Source organism: Sporosarcina sp. P29 (assembly GCF_002743265.1).
Classification (GTDB): domain Bacteria; phylum Bacillota; class Bacilli; order Bacillales_A; family Planococcaceae; genus Sporosarcina.
Genome location: NZ_PDYX01000001.1, coordinates 371528 through 389609 on the forward strand (window position 1 = coordinate 371528; position 18082 = coordinate 389609).

Here is an 18082-nt window from a genome sequence, read left to right on the forward strand (position 1 = left end):
AGTCTACAAGAAGCCACGGCATAATTCACTGCTCGCGCTCGCCATCAATTTAAATGGAGGTTACCCTATGCCAATCATCCAATCAGTTAGTACAGTTAGCCCACCTGTTGATTTGCCACAGGAAGAAGCTATGACATTTGCACGCTCTTTATTTTCGGATTCATTTAAAGATATCGACCGCTTATTGAAAGTGTTCCAAAACGGCGAAATTGATTCACGACAAGTATGTATGCCGTTAGAATGGTACGCGGAGCCACATGATTTTGAAACGAAAAACAACTTATATATTCAGCATGCTGTTGCACTTGGTAAACAGGCAGTCGAGCAATGCCTCAACAATACGACAACACTTGAGCGCTCAGTGAATGCAGCTGAAATAGATGCGATATTCTTTGTTTCAAGTAGCGGAATTGCCACACCAAGTATCGATGCCCGTCTTATTAATCAATTACCATTTCGACATGATATTAAACGTATTCCTATTTGGGGTCTGGGTTGCGCAGGTGGTGCTTCAGGTATGAGTCGTGCTTTTGATTACTGTAAAGCCTATCCTGAATCGAATGTTCTCGTTCTCGCTATAGAGCTTTGCAGCTTAACGTTTCAACGAGACGATGTATCAAAAAGCAACTTGGTCGGTGTATCGTTATTCTCTGATGGTGTAGCTTGCGCACTTGTTTCTGGAGAACAGTCTACCGTTAAAAGCCTACGTCCGATGCCCCATATCCGTGCTACTTCTTCACGTTTCATGCCTGATTCAGAGGATGTGATGGGCTGGGACATTAAAAATGATGGTTTGCATGTCGTATTTTCAAAGAGTATTCCAAACGTCATTAAAAGTTGGTTAGGACCATTTGTCCATCAATTCGTGGAAGAACATGATCTTTCAATGGAGGATGTACAGCATTTTGTTGCCCATCCAGGCGGTAAAAAAGTATTAGATGCCTATCAAAAAGCACTGGATATGGATCAAGAGCAAACCGCTACGTCGAAAAAGATACTGCAATATCATGGAAACATGTCGTCTCCTACTGTGCTCTATGTACTCAAGGATTTTATCGAGCAACAGCCTGCCGAAGGAGAATTCGGTTTAATGGCAGCACTTGGTCCAGGTTTCTGCGGTGAATTATTGTTGTTGGAGTGGCAGTAAGATGGGCAGGCTTTTCCTGTTCGTTTTTATCATCGTCGTCGTTCAACGCTTAGTCGAATTGGTCGTCGCTAATCGTAACGAGAAGTGGATCCGCAATCGAGGCGCAATAGAAATCGGCGCGTCTCATTATAAATGGATGGTTTTGATGCATACCGCATTTTTCATTTCCTTGCTAGTCGAAGTCCTTGTATTCGATCGCCCACTATCGCCCGTCTGGGGGATCTTACTTGCAATTTTCCTATTGATGCAAGTACTGCGTGTCTGGTGTCTATCGTCGTTAGGAAAGTTCTGGAACACTAAAATTCTCATACTACCTGGAGCGAACGTACAGAAAAAAGGACCTTACCGTTGGATTCGTCACCCCAATTATGTCATTGTAACAACCGAACTAATTGTATTGCCTTTACTATTCAGTGCGTACTTCACGGCGGGACTGTTTCTATTGCTGAATATCTGGATGTTGTCTGTCCGGATTCCTACTGAAGAACGTGCACTACGAGAACTGACAAATTATAATGAAGTGTTTTGATGAAAAAAGAATGAAGACAAATCCTGGATAACGAGGACTTGTCTTCATTCTTATTATTTTTTTCATTCACGTTTGCCTATAAGCACACTTAGGTAGTTGATCGTAAGTGTCACATAGCATCAAGGTGCCATGCTAGTTATTTAGTTTTTATTTTATTCACAAGCTCGTCCGTCTTTATTGCCGTCCATCTGTTCTTTATATGCCGGATGGCCTTTTTTAACGCCTTGCGGGTATACTTTACGAAGCTCTGTACAGTTCTTGAAGTCTTGGGTTTCGCCATATACAGGAATCTTCACAGAATCTGCAGGATATTTCTCACTGTCAAAACCTCGGTCAGTTGTATAGTCTTCCAACGTCCAAATTCCGATACCCGACTTCTTCGCTTGTTGCTCCGCTTTTTTAAATGCATCTAGATGCCGTGTATTAGGTGGATACACATAAGCGACTCTCGCTAATCCTTCTTTCAATAACTGTTCTTGCACACTCTTTCCGTCTATGTAAATATACGCCAATAATCTGCCGTATTTATCATATTTCCCGCCAACATCAAACTCAATTTCGAGCTGACCTTTTTGCAGCAGTTCCTGATTACGAACCTTTGCTTGTTGTCCATACGGCTGCTTGCCAAGACGTGGATGATTCGTTTCTGGTGTATCAATTAATAAATATCGTACATTTTCTTCCTTACCTTCATACATAATCTTAATCGTATCGCCGTCAATTGTTTTCACTAATTCAACAGGAATCAAACCTTGACGACTCGGCTCTTGTTCCTCGTCTTCAAACAGTTCAGGGAAATATATGGCGAAAACCGCAATCCCTACTGCTATTAAGAATGAATTGATCATTTTCTTACGTTTATTATGTGTTGTTTTTTGCGTTGTTTTGTTATTCATTAAGACCTCTTTTCTATAAGCTTAAACCTAAAAAGGCTAAGCCTATTCCTACTATGAACGTGACAAGTGTATAACCAACGGCTTGGAGTTTTTGACCTTTAGTCCAGTACGTCCAAATCTCTTTCATTAATGTAGAGTAGGTCGTTAAAGCACCTGCTACGCCAGTTGCTAAAAATAATGTCCAACCGATTGAAAGGTTTGAACCTATAATCCAACCGATGAAGAAACTGCCTATAGAATTAACGACTAGTGTTCCATAGGGGAAACGGTCACGATTGAGCTTGGCAGATACTTCGAAACGCAAAAGTGCTCCTATAAATCCGCCACACCCCACTGCTATGAGATGCCAGATCATGACGATCGCCTCCTAGCAAATGAAAAACCAAGCGCCGCCATAGCTAATCCACCTACTAGACTACTACCTACGTAGACACCCGCAAGTACAAAAAATCCGTCACGTAGCAATTCAACCGTTTCTACACTGACTGCGGAAAATGTCGTGAATGCACCGAGGAATCCTGTAGTTATTACCGTCACTGCTAATGCGGTGAGACTTCCTCCAAGACGAGCACGTTCCACTATATAGCAAAGTACAAACGTACCGACCATGTTTACTAAGAAAGTTGCGACAGGAAAAGAACCACTGACGATCAACAACTGACCGATCAGCAGCCTTGTGCTCGCTCCAAAAGCCCCGGCCACACCTATGTACAGACGCTTTCTCATATGTTCACGACCTTATTTCATTCGATAATATATCCGAGTGAATGAAGTACATTATTGATGAATGATTGTGTATATAAATAAACCCCTTCACGCTCTGGTGCTTGGATCACATCATGCTCAACATCTCTCCATCGCTTCCATTGTAGTTCAGATAAATTTTGAGCAAATGCCCACTTCCGTGTGTAATCGGTATTCGTAATTTGATCGGCTTCTCCCGTATGAAGTAATAACGGCACATCTTGAATAATTAAATCTGGTTGCAAGACCGATTTCATAAGGGTCTGTAATTCACGGTACCAGCCGCCTGTCACTATCGGAACATACATTGGATCTTCAGCGTATTGCTCTAAGAATTCGGGATTACGCGATAAAAGTTCAGGCGTAATTTCATGATCCAAAGTCATCGATTGAGACCATTTTGTAAACATTTTCGCCCGTATTGGTGGATGATGTTCCAAGTGTAGCCAAGGTGATGTACAGATCACTCCCGCACATTCGATACGTTCCATCTGTAATAACCGAAGTAAGAATGTAGCTCCTAAACCATGACCAAATAAAAATACGGGTAAATTATCATCTAAGCCGCTTCGGATCATTTTCTTGATAAATCTGCGGTAATCCTTAAATGCTTCTGCATGTACCTCGACACTTTCTTTACCGTGACCAGGTAAATCTCCCGCTACAACGTGAAAACCATCACGTTGAAATTTCTGTATAAGCCATTCATATCTTCTATGATGTTCATAGGCATTATGTACGAGAACAATCACACCTTTTGCCTTACCTTCTGCTTCCCATTTCCACAAAGTTATCACTCCTTATTTAGCTATCTTATTCTATCTATTTCATTCTTATGTTTCACAAAAACTAAATGTTTGTTACGATAAATTATACATGATTATTTAGAAAAGAGGAGATTTGATTGATCTATCCATACGAAGGTAAATTACCAGAGATTGACCCATCCGTCTATGTTGCAGACTACGTAACGATTTCAGGAGATGTAACGATAGGACCCGAATCATCTATATGGTTCAACACCGTTATACGCGGGGATGTATCGCCTACTATTATTGGACGCAAAGTAAATATCCAAGATTTCTGTTGTCTACATCAAAGCCCCAAGTTTCCATTAATTCTCGAAGATAACGTGACGATCGGCCACAAAGTAATGCTTCATAGCTGCACAATTAAAACCGGTGCACTCGTTGGCATGGGCGCCACCGTGCTCGATGGGGCTGAGGTTGGTGAAGGTGCATTCATCGGCGCTGGCAGCTTGGTAACCCCAGGCAAGAAGATCCCACCTAATACATTAGCACTCGGCTCTCCTGCTCGTGTCGTTCGTGATTTGACTGATGAAGATCGGGCAGATATGACAAGAATCGTCAATGACTATGCACGTAAGGGTCAATTATATAAAGCGTTGCAAGGTTAATCGAGGCGCCCGTGACTAGCGGGTGCCTTGTTAGCTCCATCCCTGTGTCCGATACACACTCCATTAACATATCATAGATTAACAGACGGTTCGCATGGCCCGCCTTTTAGAATGATAAGAACTTTACTTGACCTAATCTAATCAGTTACAGGTTTTCACTGTATATATGACTTAAGTTCGACTCGAAATGTTTCTACTACGTAAAAAATCAGTAGTTTAAATTTTTTCAGAAACAAAAAAGCAGCCCCAGAGCTGCTTTTTTGTTGAACTTATTTCCAGCCTACTTCATTCATCAATTCTACAGCTTTCGGATTATACTTTCCGTAATCTGTGAAGTCCACTTTTTGTGGTGTGAATGTACCCCATTCAGCCATTACTTCTGGTAATTTTGCTTCTTCGTTCACTGGGTACTCAAAGTTTTCTTCAGAGACTTGTTCTTGTGCTTCCGCAGTCGTTAAGTACTCGATTAACTTCACTGCATTTTCTTTGTTTTTACTATGCTTAATTAAGCCAGCACCACTGATATTAATATGTGTTCCTGTCGTTTCTTGGTTCGGGAAGAATACGCCGATCTGGTCGAACACTTTAACATCTTCCGGTTCGTCTGAAGCAGACATATGTCCTACGTAGTAACTATTCATAATCGCTACGTCACCAACACCTGCAACGATGGCACGCGCTTGGTCGCGGTCTCCGCCTTCAGGTTCACGTGCTAAGTTATCTGCAATTCCTTGCGCCCATTCTTTAGCTTTTTCTTCGCCATCAATTGCGATCAAGGATGCCATCAACGATTGGTTATACAAGCTGTCGGATGAACGAACAAGTAATTTGTCTTTCCACTTGTCTGTTGCAAGATCTTCATAAGTTGATAATTCTTCAGGCTTCACACGATCTTTTGAATAGACAATCACACGTGCACGAGTAGATAATCCAATCCACTGATTGTCTGTGTCGCGAAGCTCTGCTGGTACTGTTTTATCGATTTCTTCAGATTCAACGGGTTGCAAAAGACCTTCCTCTTTTGCTGTGTTCAAGATTCCCCCATCTACTGTGATGAATAAATCAGCAGATGTATTTTGTCCTTCACGCTTTAGACGCTCTATCAATTCTGGCGCTTTTGCTTCGATCACATTTACTTTAATGCCTGTCTTCTCTGTGAAATCTTCGTAAAGAACTGCGTCTACGTCATAATGTCTAGCCGTATAGACGTTCACTTCTCCACCCGTTTTCTCATCTTCTGTTGCATCTGTTGTATCTTCAACAGGAGTATCTTCTTTTGCTGGTTCGTCCTTCTGTTTCCCTTGATCGGAACTAGAGCTACAAGCGCCTAAAACTGCGGCAAGCATCAATAGTGCGACTGCCCATAAAAACTTCTTCAAATTGATTTCTCTCCTTGTTTTCTCATCTACATTGCCTATCTCTACGCTTTAATGAGAATCGTTTTCAGTGTTAAAGAAATTGTAATACAATTCCGAGTATAAGTCTAGTATTCGTTTTCTTTTATTACTGTAGATAAAATAAGAGTATCGGAATCCCTTCCGACACTCTCTATTACCGCATTATACAGTTATTGATTCTTTGTCTGAACCAACATATGTTGCACAATCAATATAGATTGTTCGATCACAAATTGCGTCCACATCTGCTTGATCATGTGATACAAACAAACATGTAATATTTGCTTTTCGCAAGATATCTCGAACTTCCATTCGAATCAACGACTTTAAATTTGTATCCAGATTACTGAATGGCTCATCCATCAACAGGATAGAAGGTGAAGGCGCCAAAGCTCTTGCCAATGCTACACGTTGCTGTTGTCCCCCACTAAGTTCATGAGGATAGCGTTTGGCGAAATCTTGCAATTGAACGAGTTCCAACATCTCATCTAAACGCTTCTTTTTCTCTGAACGCTTCATTTTATGCAGGCCAAAGCAAATGTTTTCACTTACTGTCAGATGTGGAAACAGTGCATAGTTCTGAAACACCATTCCCACACCGCGTTTTTCTGCCTCAATATATGTCTTATCTCCTACAATCAGTCTGCCGTCCAATTCGATACTACCCGCCGTAGGATCTTCTAAGCCCGCAAGTAAACGTAGCAAGGTACTTTTTCCGCTACCGCTCGCACCTACAATTCCTACGATTCCCCCTTTTTCAATTGAAAATGAAAAGCGATCAATGACAGGCGGCTGTTTTTTTGAATACCGAAATGATAAATTTTGAATGTCTACGAACATAGTTTTCACTTCTCCTCAAATTTTAAAATAATAATCACCGACAAGATGCTTAAACAAATTAATAACAAGGAGGATGGTGCTGCTTCATAAATTCGTTCATCAATCGCATATTGATACGTCCGTGTCGCCAGCGTATCAAAGTTAAATGGACGCAATAATAAAGTCAGAGGCAATTCCTTCATAATTTCAAGGAATGCTAGCGCAAAGCCAATTAAGATTGAACCGCGTAATAATGGAAACTCTACTCTCCAAAAGGTGTATGTCAAACTACGTCCTAGTAGGAATGAAGCTTCACGATAAGATGGTGGCACTTTTGTATAACCAGACTCTATTGAGTTGAATCCTTGTGCCATAAACCGAATCACGTATCCCGTAATCAGCATGGCAATCGACATACTTAATACAAGTGTGCCCGATTCTACACCAAACAACTTTGGATAAATAAATGCCAGTTTCTCATCTAACGTAATAAATAACGCCAGCACACCTATTGCGACGACTGCTCCCGGTACCGCATAACCGGACGTCATAATACGCGCAAGTAAATTAGACGAAGCCGATGGATACAAGTTAATCGTACGAGCAGCCAAGATTGCAAAGAAGCTAATAATTAATGCACCGATGAAAGCGGCAAGTAAACTATTGGTTATTAAGCTGATGAAGTCCGAGCGCCATACTTTTTCATATGTTTTTAGTGACCAATAGATCAGTTGAACAAAAGGAATTAAAAAGGCACTCAAGAAAATAGTAAAACAAGAAAGGAATGCTAGCCAAGCAGTCCATCCACGTAACTTTTTGCGTGCGAGTGGTCTGCTTTGTGTCACGTTCGTATCATACTTCCGACCTTTGCGTAAAAAACGCTCGAGCATGAAAATCCCTAATATAATGACGAGCAACCAAGCAGCCAAACGCATAGCTGCATTGATATCATACATTCCGAACCACGTTTGAAAAATTGCAGTGGATATCGTTCGTACACCAAAGAAACTGGCTACTCCATAATCACTTAACACTTCAAAGATGACTAGCATCGATCCTGCAATGATAGCAGGTCGTGCAATAGGCAGTCCCAAACGGAAGAACATTTGGAAGCCATTCAATCCAAGAGTTTTAGCACTCTCAATATACGATGCGCTTTGTTTTTCAAAATAATTGAGCGCAATCATATAGACATACGGGTAGAGAAATAACGTGAGGACAAAAATCGCTCCACGCAATGACATGATCTCGATTGTGCCAGGTGTGAATTGATAATCAAAATGATTGCGAAAAAACGATTGGATGACGCCAGTATAGCTTGTCATCGTACTGTATGTGTAGGCCGCTATATAAGGTGGTATAGCTAACGGTATAATCAATAGCCATTTAAACTGTTTACGAAATGGAAATTCATAGGCTGCAATGATCCAAGCCAGTATCAATCCGATGGTCGTCGAAAGGAATCCGACAGAACCAACTAAAATAACTGACCCTTTTATATAATCAGCAAGCAAAAATTCTTTAATATGTTCCCAGTTTTCGCCTGTCGGCTGGAAGAAACTTAATACCACATAGGCGACGGGCATAATAATGATAAGTGCGCCAAGCATTGTAATGATGAACCAGCTATTTGCACGACGACGAATCTCTCTTAGCCATACAGATGTTTTCATATACATAAACCAACTTTACTACGCACTATGGCGGTTATGATGTACTTTAATTATGACTTACATAATGAAAGTCACTCTCAAGTATATACAATATCTCTGTGCTTTCCAATGTTTTCACAAGAATTCAACAAATCTCTACTGTTTATGTTCTAATCAATAAAATGAAATATATAGAGGGATTACACCGCTACTATTTTCACCGGAAGATCCTTGTATTTAAAAATGAAGACAAACTCTTTTTACGGAGTTTGTCTTCATGCAAAATAATATAGTGGAAATTTATAATTGATTGTCTAACCTAAGCTAGTTTCTCATTTTCTTTTCTAAAGAAACCAAAGATCCCTACTGTTTGTACGATATTAGTAAAGGCTTGCGGATCTGTTTCATTAATAATCCGCTCCAAATCGTATAGTTCATATCTTGTGATGACAACATACAGCATATTCTTATCTTCTTTCGAGTAAGCACCTTTAGCAGGTAGTATTGTGATTCCACGTACCATTTGACGATGGATTGCTTGTTGAAGATCGTCTGCGTGCCGTGTAATAATCATCGCGGTTACTTTTTCATGTCGCGTATGAATCATGTCTATTACTGACGTCGTTACATATAACGCAACCATTGTGTACAGTGCGTTTTCCGGTTCATATAGAATGCCTGCGAATACGATAAGTATACCGTTTAGCAGGAGAAAGTATATACCGATTGGTTTATCTTGCATACGTGATAGAATCATTGCGACAATATCCATTCCGCCGGTAGATGCACCTAGCTTCAAAGATATCCCTACACCAACCCCTGCTAGCACTCCACCGAATACCGCATTCAGCATAATGTCGTCTGACATAGAACGCAATGGCAATAATTCAAGAAATAGTGTAGTGAACGCAACGGATAAAATACTATAAATTGTGAAACCTTTCCCTACTTTAAACCAACCAAGAATAAAGACTGGTATGTTGAAAAGTAATAATAAAATACCTGTACTAATGGTCATATCCAAGTGGTCCTTTAGAACACTTGATACTAACTGGGCTGCACCCGCAAACCCACTCGCATAGACATTTGCATTGATAAGAAAGAAATTTAATGATAGAGCCATAAGTAGCGATCCTAAAATTACAACCGTCACCCGTTTTGCTTCAATGAAAAACATAGCGACCTCCTATGGTAAATAACAATTTAATGCACGAACTAGATTATATCTATTCTTCCCTCATAATGGTACCCCTAAGCGTCATTTAACATAAAAATAGCCACTAAAAATGCAATTATCCTCCTTACCATTCTTACTATGCCACCGATCCGCCACCTGTTCTACTGTCACTACCATTCACAAATATCACGTCTACCGGAATAAATAATGAATCAATTGATGAATTTACGTCAGGTTTGATGCGTCTTCGATTTATTTCGTCATCAGACAAAATAAGCTTCCGAACTACTATTTCTGTCATTCAATGTCGTATATGATAACATCCACACATTATTCTTTCACTAGTGTGAATCTACTATAAATCACAAGTCCCTATTACACTACCAAAACAAAATTAAATAATTAGTTGAACGGTTCGAAAGTTTCAACTATGGATTATACGGTTTAATTCGGAAAAATATCGGCTATATTTAGAGGGGGAATCAAGGAGGAAATGTACGATGAAAACAAACAAAAGGGTATGTGAGTCAAAACGAGACAAAATGATTGAAGAACTCGTTTCAAAAGGGGTATTTAAAATTGATGGGAAACAACTGTACGAATTACCGCTTCAATTATTAATGAAAGAATACGAAGCATTCGGTCAAACCGATATTCAAATGTAATGAAAAATGAGACGTACCCAATTGGGCACGTCTCATTTTTATTTACGCTTCTATAGCTGAAACTTTAGACTTTCTTAAAATCTTAAACAAAATGATGAGTAAAACCGTGATGCCTAGCGCAATTCCTATCACGGAATACTGGAAACGAATTGTCGGAGAGCCTGCTATTGCTGCAATTCCATCCAATATTAAAGGTGAACTAAATTGTCCAATGAAAATCGAACTCGATACGATTGCAATCACTCGGTCACTATGAAGAGGATTAACTAGGCTGAGCGCTTTAACGTTGATCAATGGGAACAAAATCCCTTGGCCAAAACCAATTACGCATGTACAAGCTAAAATTAGTGGGACAGAATGACTTAAAGCCAAACCAGTGAATGCAACCCCCATTAAGAATATACTGATCGGCATGATATAGGATTTCAAGATATCTTGTAGCTGAATCAATGTCAGGCTAGTAATCATACCACCTACAGTTGTAAAAGAAATCACTGTTCCTGCCAATGCTGAGCCACCTATATTGCTTTGCTCCAAGTAGAGTGCCATGTTCGTGGCAACCGAATAGTAAACTAACATAATACCTGCAGAAGCTGCTGCATATCCAAATACAGTCAATGGCATTTTCCGTTTCTCTACACTCTTATCTTGTTTAACCGGTGTATCTTTCGGTAAGAATATAAAGACCAGAATGAAAATCACGACACCCATTAAATACACATTAAACGGAGCTCTCCAACTGATAGCTGCTAAGTAACCTGCTAGCATCATAGTGATGATTCCACCAAAGTTACTGAATGCAGAATTATACCCCATCATCTTCACTTGTTCACGGCCTCTAAAATGATCACTAATTAACGTAATCCCAAGCGGCATGACTAAGCCGACACCAGCTCCTAGCACGAATCGAAAGGCTAGTAACATTTCAATCGTATTGGTAAACTGTGCGCCTACCCCTGCCAAGACATATATGAATAAGCCGATTAGAGCAACAGTCCGTTTCGGTATCCTTGACGTTAACCAACTAGAGATGAATGTAAATGGAATGATCAATAATGAAGGTGCCGTTAATATCAATTTGATAAATACGGGACTGGCCTCTGGGAAGTTTGCGGCAATCAATCCAAGGGCTGGAGATATAGCGGCTCCTGCCATAACCGTGGCCATCGAGATGGATATGATCGTTGGTTTCAACATGCGGTTCATTGGTCATCCCCCTGTTCTGGATGACGTTTTAGTTGGCGTAATACTTTTTCAGCTGATACTTTAATAGGTGAAATCTTGCGAGCATTTGTTAATAATAAGCCATGCACTAATGATAAATGATACACGGCTAATTCTTCTGCATCTCCTTCAATAAACTCCTCAGCAATTTGTCCTTTAATAATAATATGTTCAATTCTTTCGACCATGAATCGATATTTTTCCACAATTTCTTCTTTCACTTCTTGTGTTAAATAATCAGAATACAAAGCTTGCATGATCAGGATATGGCGGTGTACTCCATCACGTAATGAACCAGAATGAGTTGCTTCAGTAAGCCATTCCAATTGCTTTAAAGGACTGTTATGTTTTTCCTCCGCTTGATCCACTGTATCAATGAGTACAGTTAGTAACTCAAGAATCACCGTGACGTATAGGTCCTCTTTTGATTTGAAGTAGTGATAAAACAAGCCATGACTTTGTTCAGCTTTGTTTGTAATGTCACTAATTTTTGTTGCTGCATATCCTTTAGTACCAAATAATACGATAGCGGCTTCTTTTAAATCATGTTGCCGAGTATCGCGAATCTCTTGAATCTTTTCATTCTTTCGGGGTGACATAAAGGGTTTTCAACTCACTTCTTTTTATTGATTGACTCACGAGTCAATGTTGACCAGTTTACTGTCCTGTTGGGTTTTTGTCAACTCCCAAAAAAAGTAGCGCAAGAGTAACTTGGAGAAATGTGTTGGATTTTAACCAAGCTTTATTCAATAGCGAATTTTGCAAAATAAAAACTGAAGAACAAACACCAATTGGGTTAGTCCTTCAGTCTTATATAAAATGTATTAACTATCAACGGTGTAATCTTTTTTCAACATCTTCTACAATATCTTGTACAGAGTTGCCTTCAATACTCACCACAGGAAAGTCGAATTGGTCGATATTGACATCGCTCAATGCACGTACAACGCCCATGTCATAGCCACTTAAATTTTCATCACTTGCGAACATCTTCACTTCATGACCCTTTTCCTCTAATGCTTGTTTCACATCTTCAAATGGTATTTCTACTGCAATTTTCGCCATACTCTATTCCTCCTTAGTCCTTACTTGATTTCGCTAATACTCTATAATTTCCCCACTGTCAGTTAAGTTAAACATGGCTTCTTACGGAATGCATTTATATTTGGTAATAACTAGACGATTCATTTTGTAAGAAGTGGGTATTTTACTATTACAGCCTTAGAGTCATTATATGAAATAGATTTTATAAAGGGAGTAGACGTGATTATGTTTGGGTTATCGGATCTCATTGGCTTGGTTATTTCTAGTTTCATCATTTTACCTGTCGTGACTTTTCTGCGAGAGGCAGGATATTTTGTTATCAGTGGATTATTCGGTGTAAAAAACGCCAGACTTACTATTGGTTCGGGGCCCAGGTTATTTCAATTGGGCGTTTTAGATATACGTAAGTATTATCATGTCAACAGCTGGTTTTCCTTCGATTCAGTCAAAAGAAAAAGTAATTTTGCTTATATATGTATTTATGCCGGACCTATCTTAATTAACGTAGTAGTAGCTGTCACGATGAATGCTTTGATCGCAAATGGATTCTTTGAAGACTCCAAGACATTCTGGAATCGCTTTATTTTCTACGCATTCTATTTTGTACTATACGACTCTATTCCGATGAAAACCGTAAATGGCAAACCGAATAACGGTATGATCATTTATGAACTGCTACGATATGGCAAACGTGTCGATTTCAATGAAGAACCCATTATTCCGGGGACTACAGAAGCAGATGAAATGTATCAGGAAGAAGTCGAGAAAATTGAGAAAATAGAAGAAGAGATAAAAGAAGAAATTATACAAAATGACGGCGTTCCACCCGACAAGAAAGGATGAACTGAGATGATTGTACGTGAACATGAGAAGTCATTTATCTTCGTACAACAACATCATCATGGACACCTAGCTGAAGAATTAATGAAACATTGGAAAAAGGATATGTTTCCTGATGATCAATGGCGCCCTTCTGTACTAACCGCCATTAGGAACCACGACATCGGCTGGTCTCCTTTTGACGAACAACCTTTTTGGAATGATGCGACGTCTGCACCTTTTCAATTCACCGACTTCCCTCTTCTCCCTAAAACCGTCCTTTATCGTCAAGGTATCGATGAGGTGGAAAAGATAGATCTTTACGCAGCTATGCTTTGCAGTTTTCATTATGAACAGTTTATACAAAGCAGTAACGAGAAAGCAGCACACCTTTTTATCGAGGGCGAACAAAATCGTCGAGAACGGTTGTCTAGAGAAGTCGAAGGTTTTACTAAAGAATTATTCGAAAAACATTACGCTTTGCTGCAGCTTGGGGATAATTTTTCTTTATATTGTTGTGTGAATGATTCTGGGGTCGACAAAGCGGATGAGCATGCATTTTTTCGTAACGGCATTCCTTCCTCGAGTATTTTCCATTCATTACCGATAGAACGAATTGGGATATACTTTGCAGATCAACACACTATTAAGGTAGAGGATTACCCATTTTGCTGTTCGTTTGATGTGGAAGTGAAGCAAAAGAACGTGCTGAAACAAGATATTAAGGATAAAGGATTGCAAGTAGCTTATGAAGAGGCGGACTATGAAGTAATTTCTTTTCACATTTCACCTGCACCCAAATAAAAAGTGCAGAAAGAGGTAATAACTCCCCTTTCTGCACTTCATGACTTTATTGTTTCACGCGTACTTTACTAGCAAGTTCTTTCAACGCTTCCACTTTATCTGTCTGCTCCCATGGCAATTCGATATCAGTGCGGCCAAAGTGACCGTATGCTGCTGTTTGTTTGTAGATTGGACGACGTAGGTCAAGCATTTTAATGATTCCTGCCGGACGAAGGTCAAACAATTCACGTACGAACTCCACTAATTGCGTTTCCGATAGTTTACCCGTGTCAAATGTGTTGATTGAGATAGAAACCGGGCTCGCTACTCCAATAGCATAGGCCAACTGAACTTCACAGTGCTCAGCTAATCCTGCTGCGACAATGTTCTTTGCAACATAACGTGCTGCATAAGAAGCGGAACGGTCTACTTTTGTTGCGTCTTTCCCTGAGAATGCACCACCGCCATGACGGGCATATCCACCGTACGTATCGACGATAATTTTACGTCCAGTCAGACCGGAGTCTCCTTGAGGTCCACCCACAACAAAGCTGCCAGTAGGATTAATGAAGTATTTAGTCTCCTCGTCCAACAAGTTTTTGGGAACTACTGCATCAATGACAACTTTCTTTATATCCTTCTCAATTTGCTCGAGTGTTGCTTCAGGATGATGTTGTGTGGAAATAACGATTGTGTCAATTCGCACTGGATTATTGTCTTGATCGTATTCTACCGTTACTTGTGTTTTGCCATCAGGACGTAAATAAGAAATTAGTTCTTCTTTACGAGCTTGTGCGAGGCGTTGTGCCAATTTATGAGATAGGCTGATAGGTAAAGGCATTAATTCCGGTGTTTCATTACACGCGTATCCAAACATTAGACCTTGGTCTCCTGCACCGATTGCATCTAATTCTTCATCTGACATAGAGCCTTCGCGTGCTTCAAGTGCCACGTTAACACTTGCAGCGATTTCAGGTGATTGCTCATCAATGGAAGTAAGTACGGCGGACGTTTCGTAATCAAAGCCGTATTTTGCACGAACATAGCCAATTTCCTTAACCGTATCGCGAACAACTTTTGGAATATCCACATACGTTGTCGTAGTGATTTCTCCCATTACTAATACGAGTCCAGTCGTGATACTCGTTTCACATGCCACACGCGCATTTGGATCTTCCGTTAGGATCGCATCTAAAATTGCGTCTGAAATCTGGTCGCACATCTTGTCAGGATGGCCTTCTGTAACTGATTCTGATGTAAACAGTCGACGGTTTGTCATTTTGTTTCCCCCTATATTAAGCATCATGATACGGTACTCTCATAAGTCCCTGGTAAAGTTCCACGCCTAGACGTCAAGCATATACCATAAGGATTCAGGGCTAGACAATATAAAAAGCCCTCTACTCATATTCAATCCATGAGTAAAAGGCAAAATTTCACGCGCAGCACCTTTCACTCTTATCGTCCAAGGAATTAAACCTTGCTTCAGGTTTGGCACCTTCGCGTTAGACTTATGTCTATTGCAGGTTGCCGGGTTTCACAGGGCCTGTACCCTCCACCAACTCGGGATAAGAGTATCCGTTCATGACACATCGTATTAAAAAGTTTAGATTTTGTCAAATTTTTTATCCTAAATCACTTGAGTTTTCCATTAGTATAGATTAATATTCTTAATGTGTTATACTATTTACGAATTAGGATATTCTCATCAAGATCAAAATAAATCGACTACGCAAAGGACGGTATGTAAACATGATATCTGCAAAAATTGATGATAGTTTAAAAAGTCTTCTTAGTGGAAGCAACGTGACGATCCAAGCGTCTGTGGCGGAATTAACAGAAAAAGCAGTAGCAAGAAACGAAGCTAAACTTTCTGCTGATGGTGCAATCACTGCACGTACAGGTAAATATACAGGACGCTCACCTAAGGACAAATTCATCGTTGAAGATGCAGTGTCTAAGGATAAAGTAGATTGGGGTAGTACGAACAGTCCGATTTCAGAAGAGATCTTTGATTCATTATACACGAAAGTCATCGATCATTTGAAGGTAAAAGATGAACTCTTTGTATTTAAAGGGTTTGCAGGAGCAGATAAAGACTCTCAATTGTCTATCCAAGTAATTAATGAATTAGCTTGGCAAAATCTGTTTGTTCACCAACTATTCATCCGTCCTACCGAAGAAGAATTAAAAGCACATGAATCGCAATTCACTATTTTGGCTGCCCCTTCATTCAAAGCGGATCCAAAAGTGGATGGCACAAACTCTGAAACGTTCATCATTGTTTCGCTTGAAAAACGAATTGTCTTGATCGGTGGAACAGAGTATGCTGGAGAAATGAAAAAATCTATTTTCTCCGTTATGAACTTCTTGCTTCCTGAGCAAGATATTCTATCTATGCACTGTTCAGCAAACGTTGGAGAAGAAGGCGATGTCGCTCTATTCTTCGGACTTTCTGGAACAGGTAAAACTACACTTTCAGCAGATGCTAACCGTAAACTTATTGGAGACGATGAGCATGGATGGTCTGATAATGGCGTATTTAACATTGAAGGTGGATGTTACGCAAAATGTATCAACCTTTCTGCCGAAAAAGAACCTGAAATTTTCGGAGCAATCCGTTTCGGCGCTGTTTTAGAAAACGTTGTATTGGATGAAGTAACGCGCATTCCAGATTATGATGATAAATCACTAACAGAAAATACACGTGCTGCTTATCCAATCGAAAATATCGATAATATTGTGACACCGTCTGTTGCGGGTCACCCGAAGAATATCATCTTCCTTACGGCTGATGCTTCCGGCGTATTGCCTCCGATCTCGATTCTTACAAAAGAACAGGCAATGTACCACTTCTTGAGCGGTTTCACTTCCAAACTTGCTGGAACTGAACGTGGAATTACTGCTCCTGAACCAACATTCTCTACTTGCTTCGGTTCACCGTTCTTACCACTTCCTGCAGCAACATATGCAGAGATGCTTGGAAAGAAAATCGATGAGCACGGTTCAAAAGTGTTCCTTGTGAATACAGGTTGGACTGGCGGAATTTACGGTGTAGGTTCACGTATGAACTTGGGCTACACACGTTCAATGGTACGCGCTGCAATCGCTGGTAAATTGGATAATGTAGAAACAAAGAAAAACGAAATCTTCGGATTGAACATGCCGCTTGAAATCGAAGGTGTACCGAGTAATGTTCTACACCCTCGTTATGCTTGGGAAGATCCGAACGAATACGATAAAGAAGCAAATCGCTTAGCTGATGCTTTCCGTGAGAACTTCAAGAAATTCTCACATGTTTCAGAAGACATCGCAATCAAAGGCGGACCTCCTGTCATTAAATAATGTTATATGAAAGAGGCTGACCAGGAATTCCTGATCAGCCTCTTTTTTGGTTTTAATTTTCTTATGGCATTGGGTGTATGGCAGTTTGGCTAGTTGTTTTAATCGTCGAAGTGTTGTCGGATTATGCTGTTAAGAGTGCGTAATAAGCGGCATGGGGTTGTGGTTGTGGTTGTGGTTCTTGCACGTTCATTTTCTTTTCCTGTTTGATCAGTAGTTTGTGGTTTAGCTGCCTATGTAAGCGGTAAGTCCATTGTCCCCACTTCGGCGCTGGTGGATGGCTTTCGCGATGAGCCTACCACAGCAGGCGCCTTCGTTGGATTGGGTGTAGGGCAGTTCGAGTAGTTGTTTTTACTCGTTAAAGTGCTGTCGGATTACGTTTCTGTTTAAAGTACGTAATAAGCGGCACTGAGTTGTGGTTCTTGCA

General features: G+C 40.2%; 19 protein-coding genes and 1 riboswitch. Of the genes, 7 read left to right on the forward strand and 12 right to left on the reverse strand.

Features of this window, described 5'->3' with window-relative positions; all coding sequences use genetic code 11:
* The first annotated feature begins 67 nt into the window (after window positions 1-67).
* Together CSV68_RS01765 and CSV68_RS01770 are read left to right on the forward strand one after the other, a co-directional pair.
* Window positions 68-1147 (forward strand): type III polyketide synthase, encoded by a 1080-nt coding sequence (locus CSV68_RS01765; RefSeq protein WP_099635002.1) that lies wholly within the window; start codon window positions 68-70, stop codon window positions 1145-1147.
* Between the two features lies 1 nt (window position 1148).
* The gene (locus CSV68_RS01770; protein ID WP_099635003.1) at window positions 1149-1676 is read left to right on the forward strand and encodes an isoprenylcysteine carboxyl methyltransferase family protein; all 528 of its coding nucleotides are present in this window, start codon (window positions 1149-1151) and stop codon (window positions 1674-1676) included.
* 152 nt (window positions 1677-1828) lie between these two features.
* Here CSV68_RS01770 and CSV68_RS01775 read toward each other — a convergent pair whose 3' ends face one another.
* Genes CSV68_RS01775 through CSV68_RS01790 form a run of 4 tightly spaced genes read right to left on the reverse strand, consistent with a single transcriptional unit; the run spans window position 1829 to window position 4113 of the window.
* Window positions 1829-2572: a thermonuclease family protein gene (locus CSV68_RS01775; RefSeq protein WP_099661340.1), complete on the reverse strand. Its 744-nt coding sequence runs from the start codon at window positions 2570-2572 to the stop codon at window positions 1829-1831.
* Between the two features lie 13 nt (window positions 2573-2585).
* Window positions 2586-2927, reverse strand: coding sequence for a fluoride efflux transporter FluC (locus CSV68_RS01780; protein WP_099635005.1), 342 nt, complete (start codon window positions 2925-2927; stop codon window positions 2586-2588).
* Window positions 2924-3298 (reverse strand): fluoride efflux transporter FluC, encoded by a 375-nt coding sequence (locus tag CSV68_RS01785; protein ID WP_099661341.1) that lies wholly within the window; start codon window positions 3296-3298, stop codon window positions 2924-2926. Before CSV68_RS01785 ends, CSV68_RS01780 begins: the two co-directional genes overlap by 4 nt.
* Window positions 3299-3315: 17 nt before the next feature.
* Window positions 3316-4113: an alpha/beta hydrolase gene (locus tag CSV68_RS01790; protein ID WP_233190473.1), complete on the reverse strand. Its 798-nt coding sequence runs from the start codon at window positions 4111-4113 to the stop codon at window positions 3316-3318.
* A 107-nt stretch (window positions 4114-4220) separates the two neighbouring features.
* Between CSV68_RS01790 and CSV68_RS01795 the strand changes: the two genes are divergently transcribed.
* Window positions 4221-4733: a gamma carbonic anhydrase gene (locus CSV68_RS01795; protein WP_099635007.1), complete on the forward strand. Its 513-nt coding sequence runs from the start codon at window positions 4221-4223 to the stop codon at window positions 4731-4733.
* Between the two features lie 269 nt (window positions 4734-5002).
* Here the strand turns inward: CSV68_RS01795 and CSV68_RS01800 are convergent, their stop codons facing one another.
* From CSV68_RS01800 to CSV68_RS01815, 4 genes are all read right to left on the reverse strand, one after another.
* Entirely contained in the window at window positions 5003-6112 is a 1110-nt protein-coding gene (locus CSV68_RS01800; RefSeq protein WP_483315663.1) for a Fe(3+) ABC transporter substrate-binding protein, read from the reverse strand.
* A 180-nt stretch (window positions 6113-6292) separates the two neighbouring features.
* Window positions 6293-6970 carry an ABC transporter ATP-binding protein gene (locus CSV68_RS01805; protein WP_099635008.1) on the reverse strand — a complete coding sequence of 226 codons (678 nt, stop codon included), beginning with the start codon at window positions 6968-6970 and terminating at the stop codon, window positions 6293-6295.
* A 5-nt stretch (window positions 6971-6975) separates the two neighbouring features.
* On the reverse strand, window positions 6976-8622 hold the full coding sequence (locus CSV68_RS01810) for an ABC transporter permease (protein ID WP_099661342.1): 1647 nt from the start codon (window positions 8620-8622) through the stop codon (window positions 6976-6978).
* Window positions 8623-8920: 298 nt separating this feature from the next.
* The gene (locus tag CSV68_RS01815) at window positions 8921-9778 is read right to left on the reverse strand and encodes a YitT family protein (protein ID WP_099635010.1); all 858 of its coding nucleotides are present in this window, start codon (window positions 9776-9778) and stop codon (window positions 8921-8923) included.
* Between the two features lie 500 nt (window positions 9779-10278).
* On the opposite strand from CSV68_RS01815, the gene CSV68_RS01820 reads away from it, so the two are divergent.
* Window positions 10279-10443 carry a Fur-regulated basic protein FbpA gene (locus CSV68_RS01820; RefSeq protein ID WP_099635011.1) on the forward strand — a complete coding sequence of 55 codons (165 nt, stop codon included), beginning with the start codon at window positions 10279-10281 and terminating at the stop codon, window positions 10441-10443.
* A gap of 42 nt (window positions 10444-10485) precedes the next feature.
* Here the strand turns inward: CSV68_RS01820 and CSV68_RS01825 are convergent, their stop codons facing one another.
* The 3 genes from CSV68_RS01825 to CSV68_RS01835 form a co-directional block, all read right to left on the reverse strand.
* On the reverse strand, window positions 10486-11649 hold the full coding sequence (locus CSV68_RS01825) for an MFS transporter (protein WP_233192837.1): 1164 nt from the start codon (window positions 11647-11649) through the stop codon (window positions 10486-10488).
* On the reverse strand, window positions 11646-12266 hold the full coding sequence (locus CSV68_RS01830) for a TetR/AcrR family transcriptional regulator (RefSeq protein ID WP_099635012.1): 621 nt from the start codon (window positions 12264-12266) through the stop codon (window positions 11646-11648). The genes CSV68_RS01825 and CSV68_RS01830 overlap by 4 nt, the downstream gene beginning before the upstream one ends.
* A gap of 232 nt (window positions 12267-12498) precedes the next feature.
* Window positions 12499-12732 carry a YkuS family protein gene (locus tag CSV68_RS01835; protein ID WP_099661343.1) on the reverse strand — a complete coding sequence of 78 codons (234 nt, stop codon included), beginning with the start codon at window positions 12730-12732 and terminating at the stop codon, window positions 12499-12501.
* Between the two features lie 204 nt (window positions 12733-12936).
* On the opposite strand from CSV68_RS01835, the gene CSV68_RS01840 reads away from it, so the two are divergent.
* Together CSV68_RS01840 and CSV68_RS01845 are read left to right on the forward strand one after the other, a co-directional pair.
* Complete coding sequence (locus tag CSV68_RS01840; protein WP_099661344.1) at window positions 12937-13554, forward strand: hypothetical protein; 618 nt, start codon at window positions 12937-12939, stop codon at window positions 13552-13554.
* A gap of 6 nt (window positions 13555-13560) precedes the next feature.
* The gene (locus tag CSV68_RS01845; RefSeq protein ID WP_099661345.1) at window positions 13561-14334 is read left to right on the forward strand and encodes a DUF3891 family protein; all 774 of its coding nucleotides are present in this window, start codon (window positions 13561-13563) and stop codon (window positions 14332-14334) included.
* 46 nt (window positions 14335-14380) lie between these two features.
* Here the strand turns inward: CSV68_RS01845 and metK are convergent, their stop codons facing one another.
* Window positions 14381-15592 carry a methionine adenosyltransferase gene (gene metK, locus CSV68_RS01850; protein ID WP_099661346.1) on the reverse strand — a complete coding sequence of 404 codons (1212 nt, stop codon included), beginning with the start codon at window positions 15590-15592 and terminating at the stop codon, window positions 14381-14383.
* 176 nt (window positions 15593-15768) lie between these two features.
* Window positions 15769-15888: riboswitch (SAM riboswitch) on the reverse strand.
* A 177-nt stretch (window positions 15889-16065) separates the two neighbouring features.
* Between metK and pckA the strand changes: the two genes are divergently transcribed.
* Window positions 16066-17658 carry a phosphoenolpyruvate carboxykinase (ATP) gene (pckA, locus tag CSV68_RS01855; protein ID WP_099661347.1) on the forward strand — a complete coding sequence of 531 codons (1593 nt, stop codon included), beginning with the start codon at window positions 16066-16068 and terminating at the stop codon, window positions 17656-17658.
* Window positions 17659-18082 lie beyond the last annotated feature (424 nt).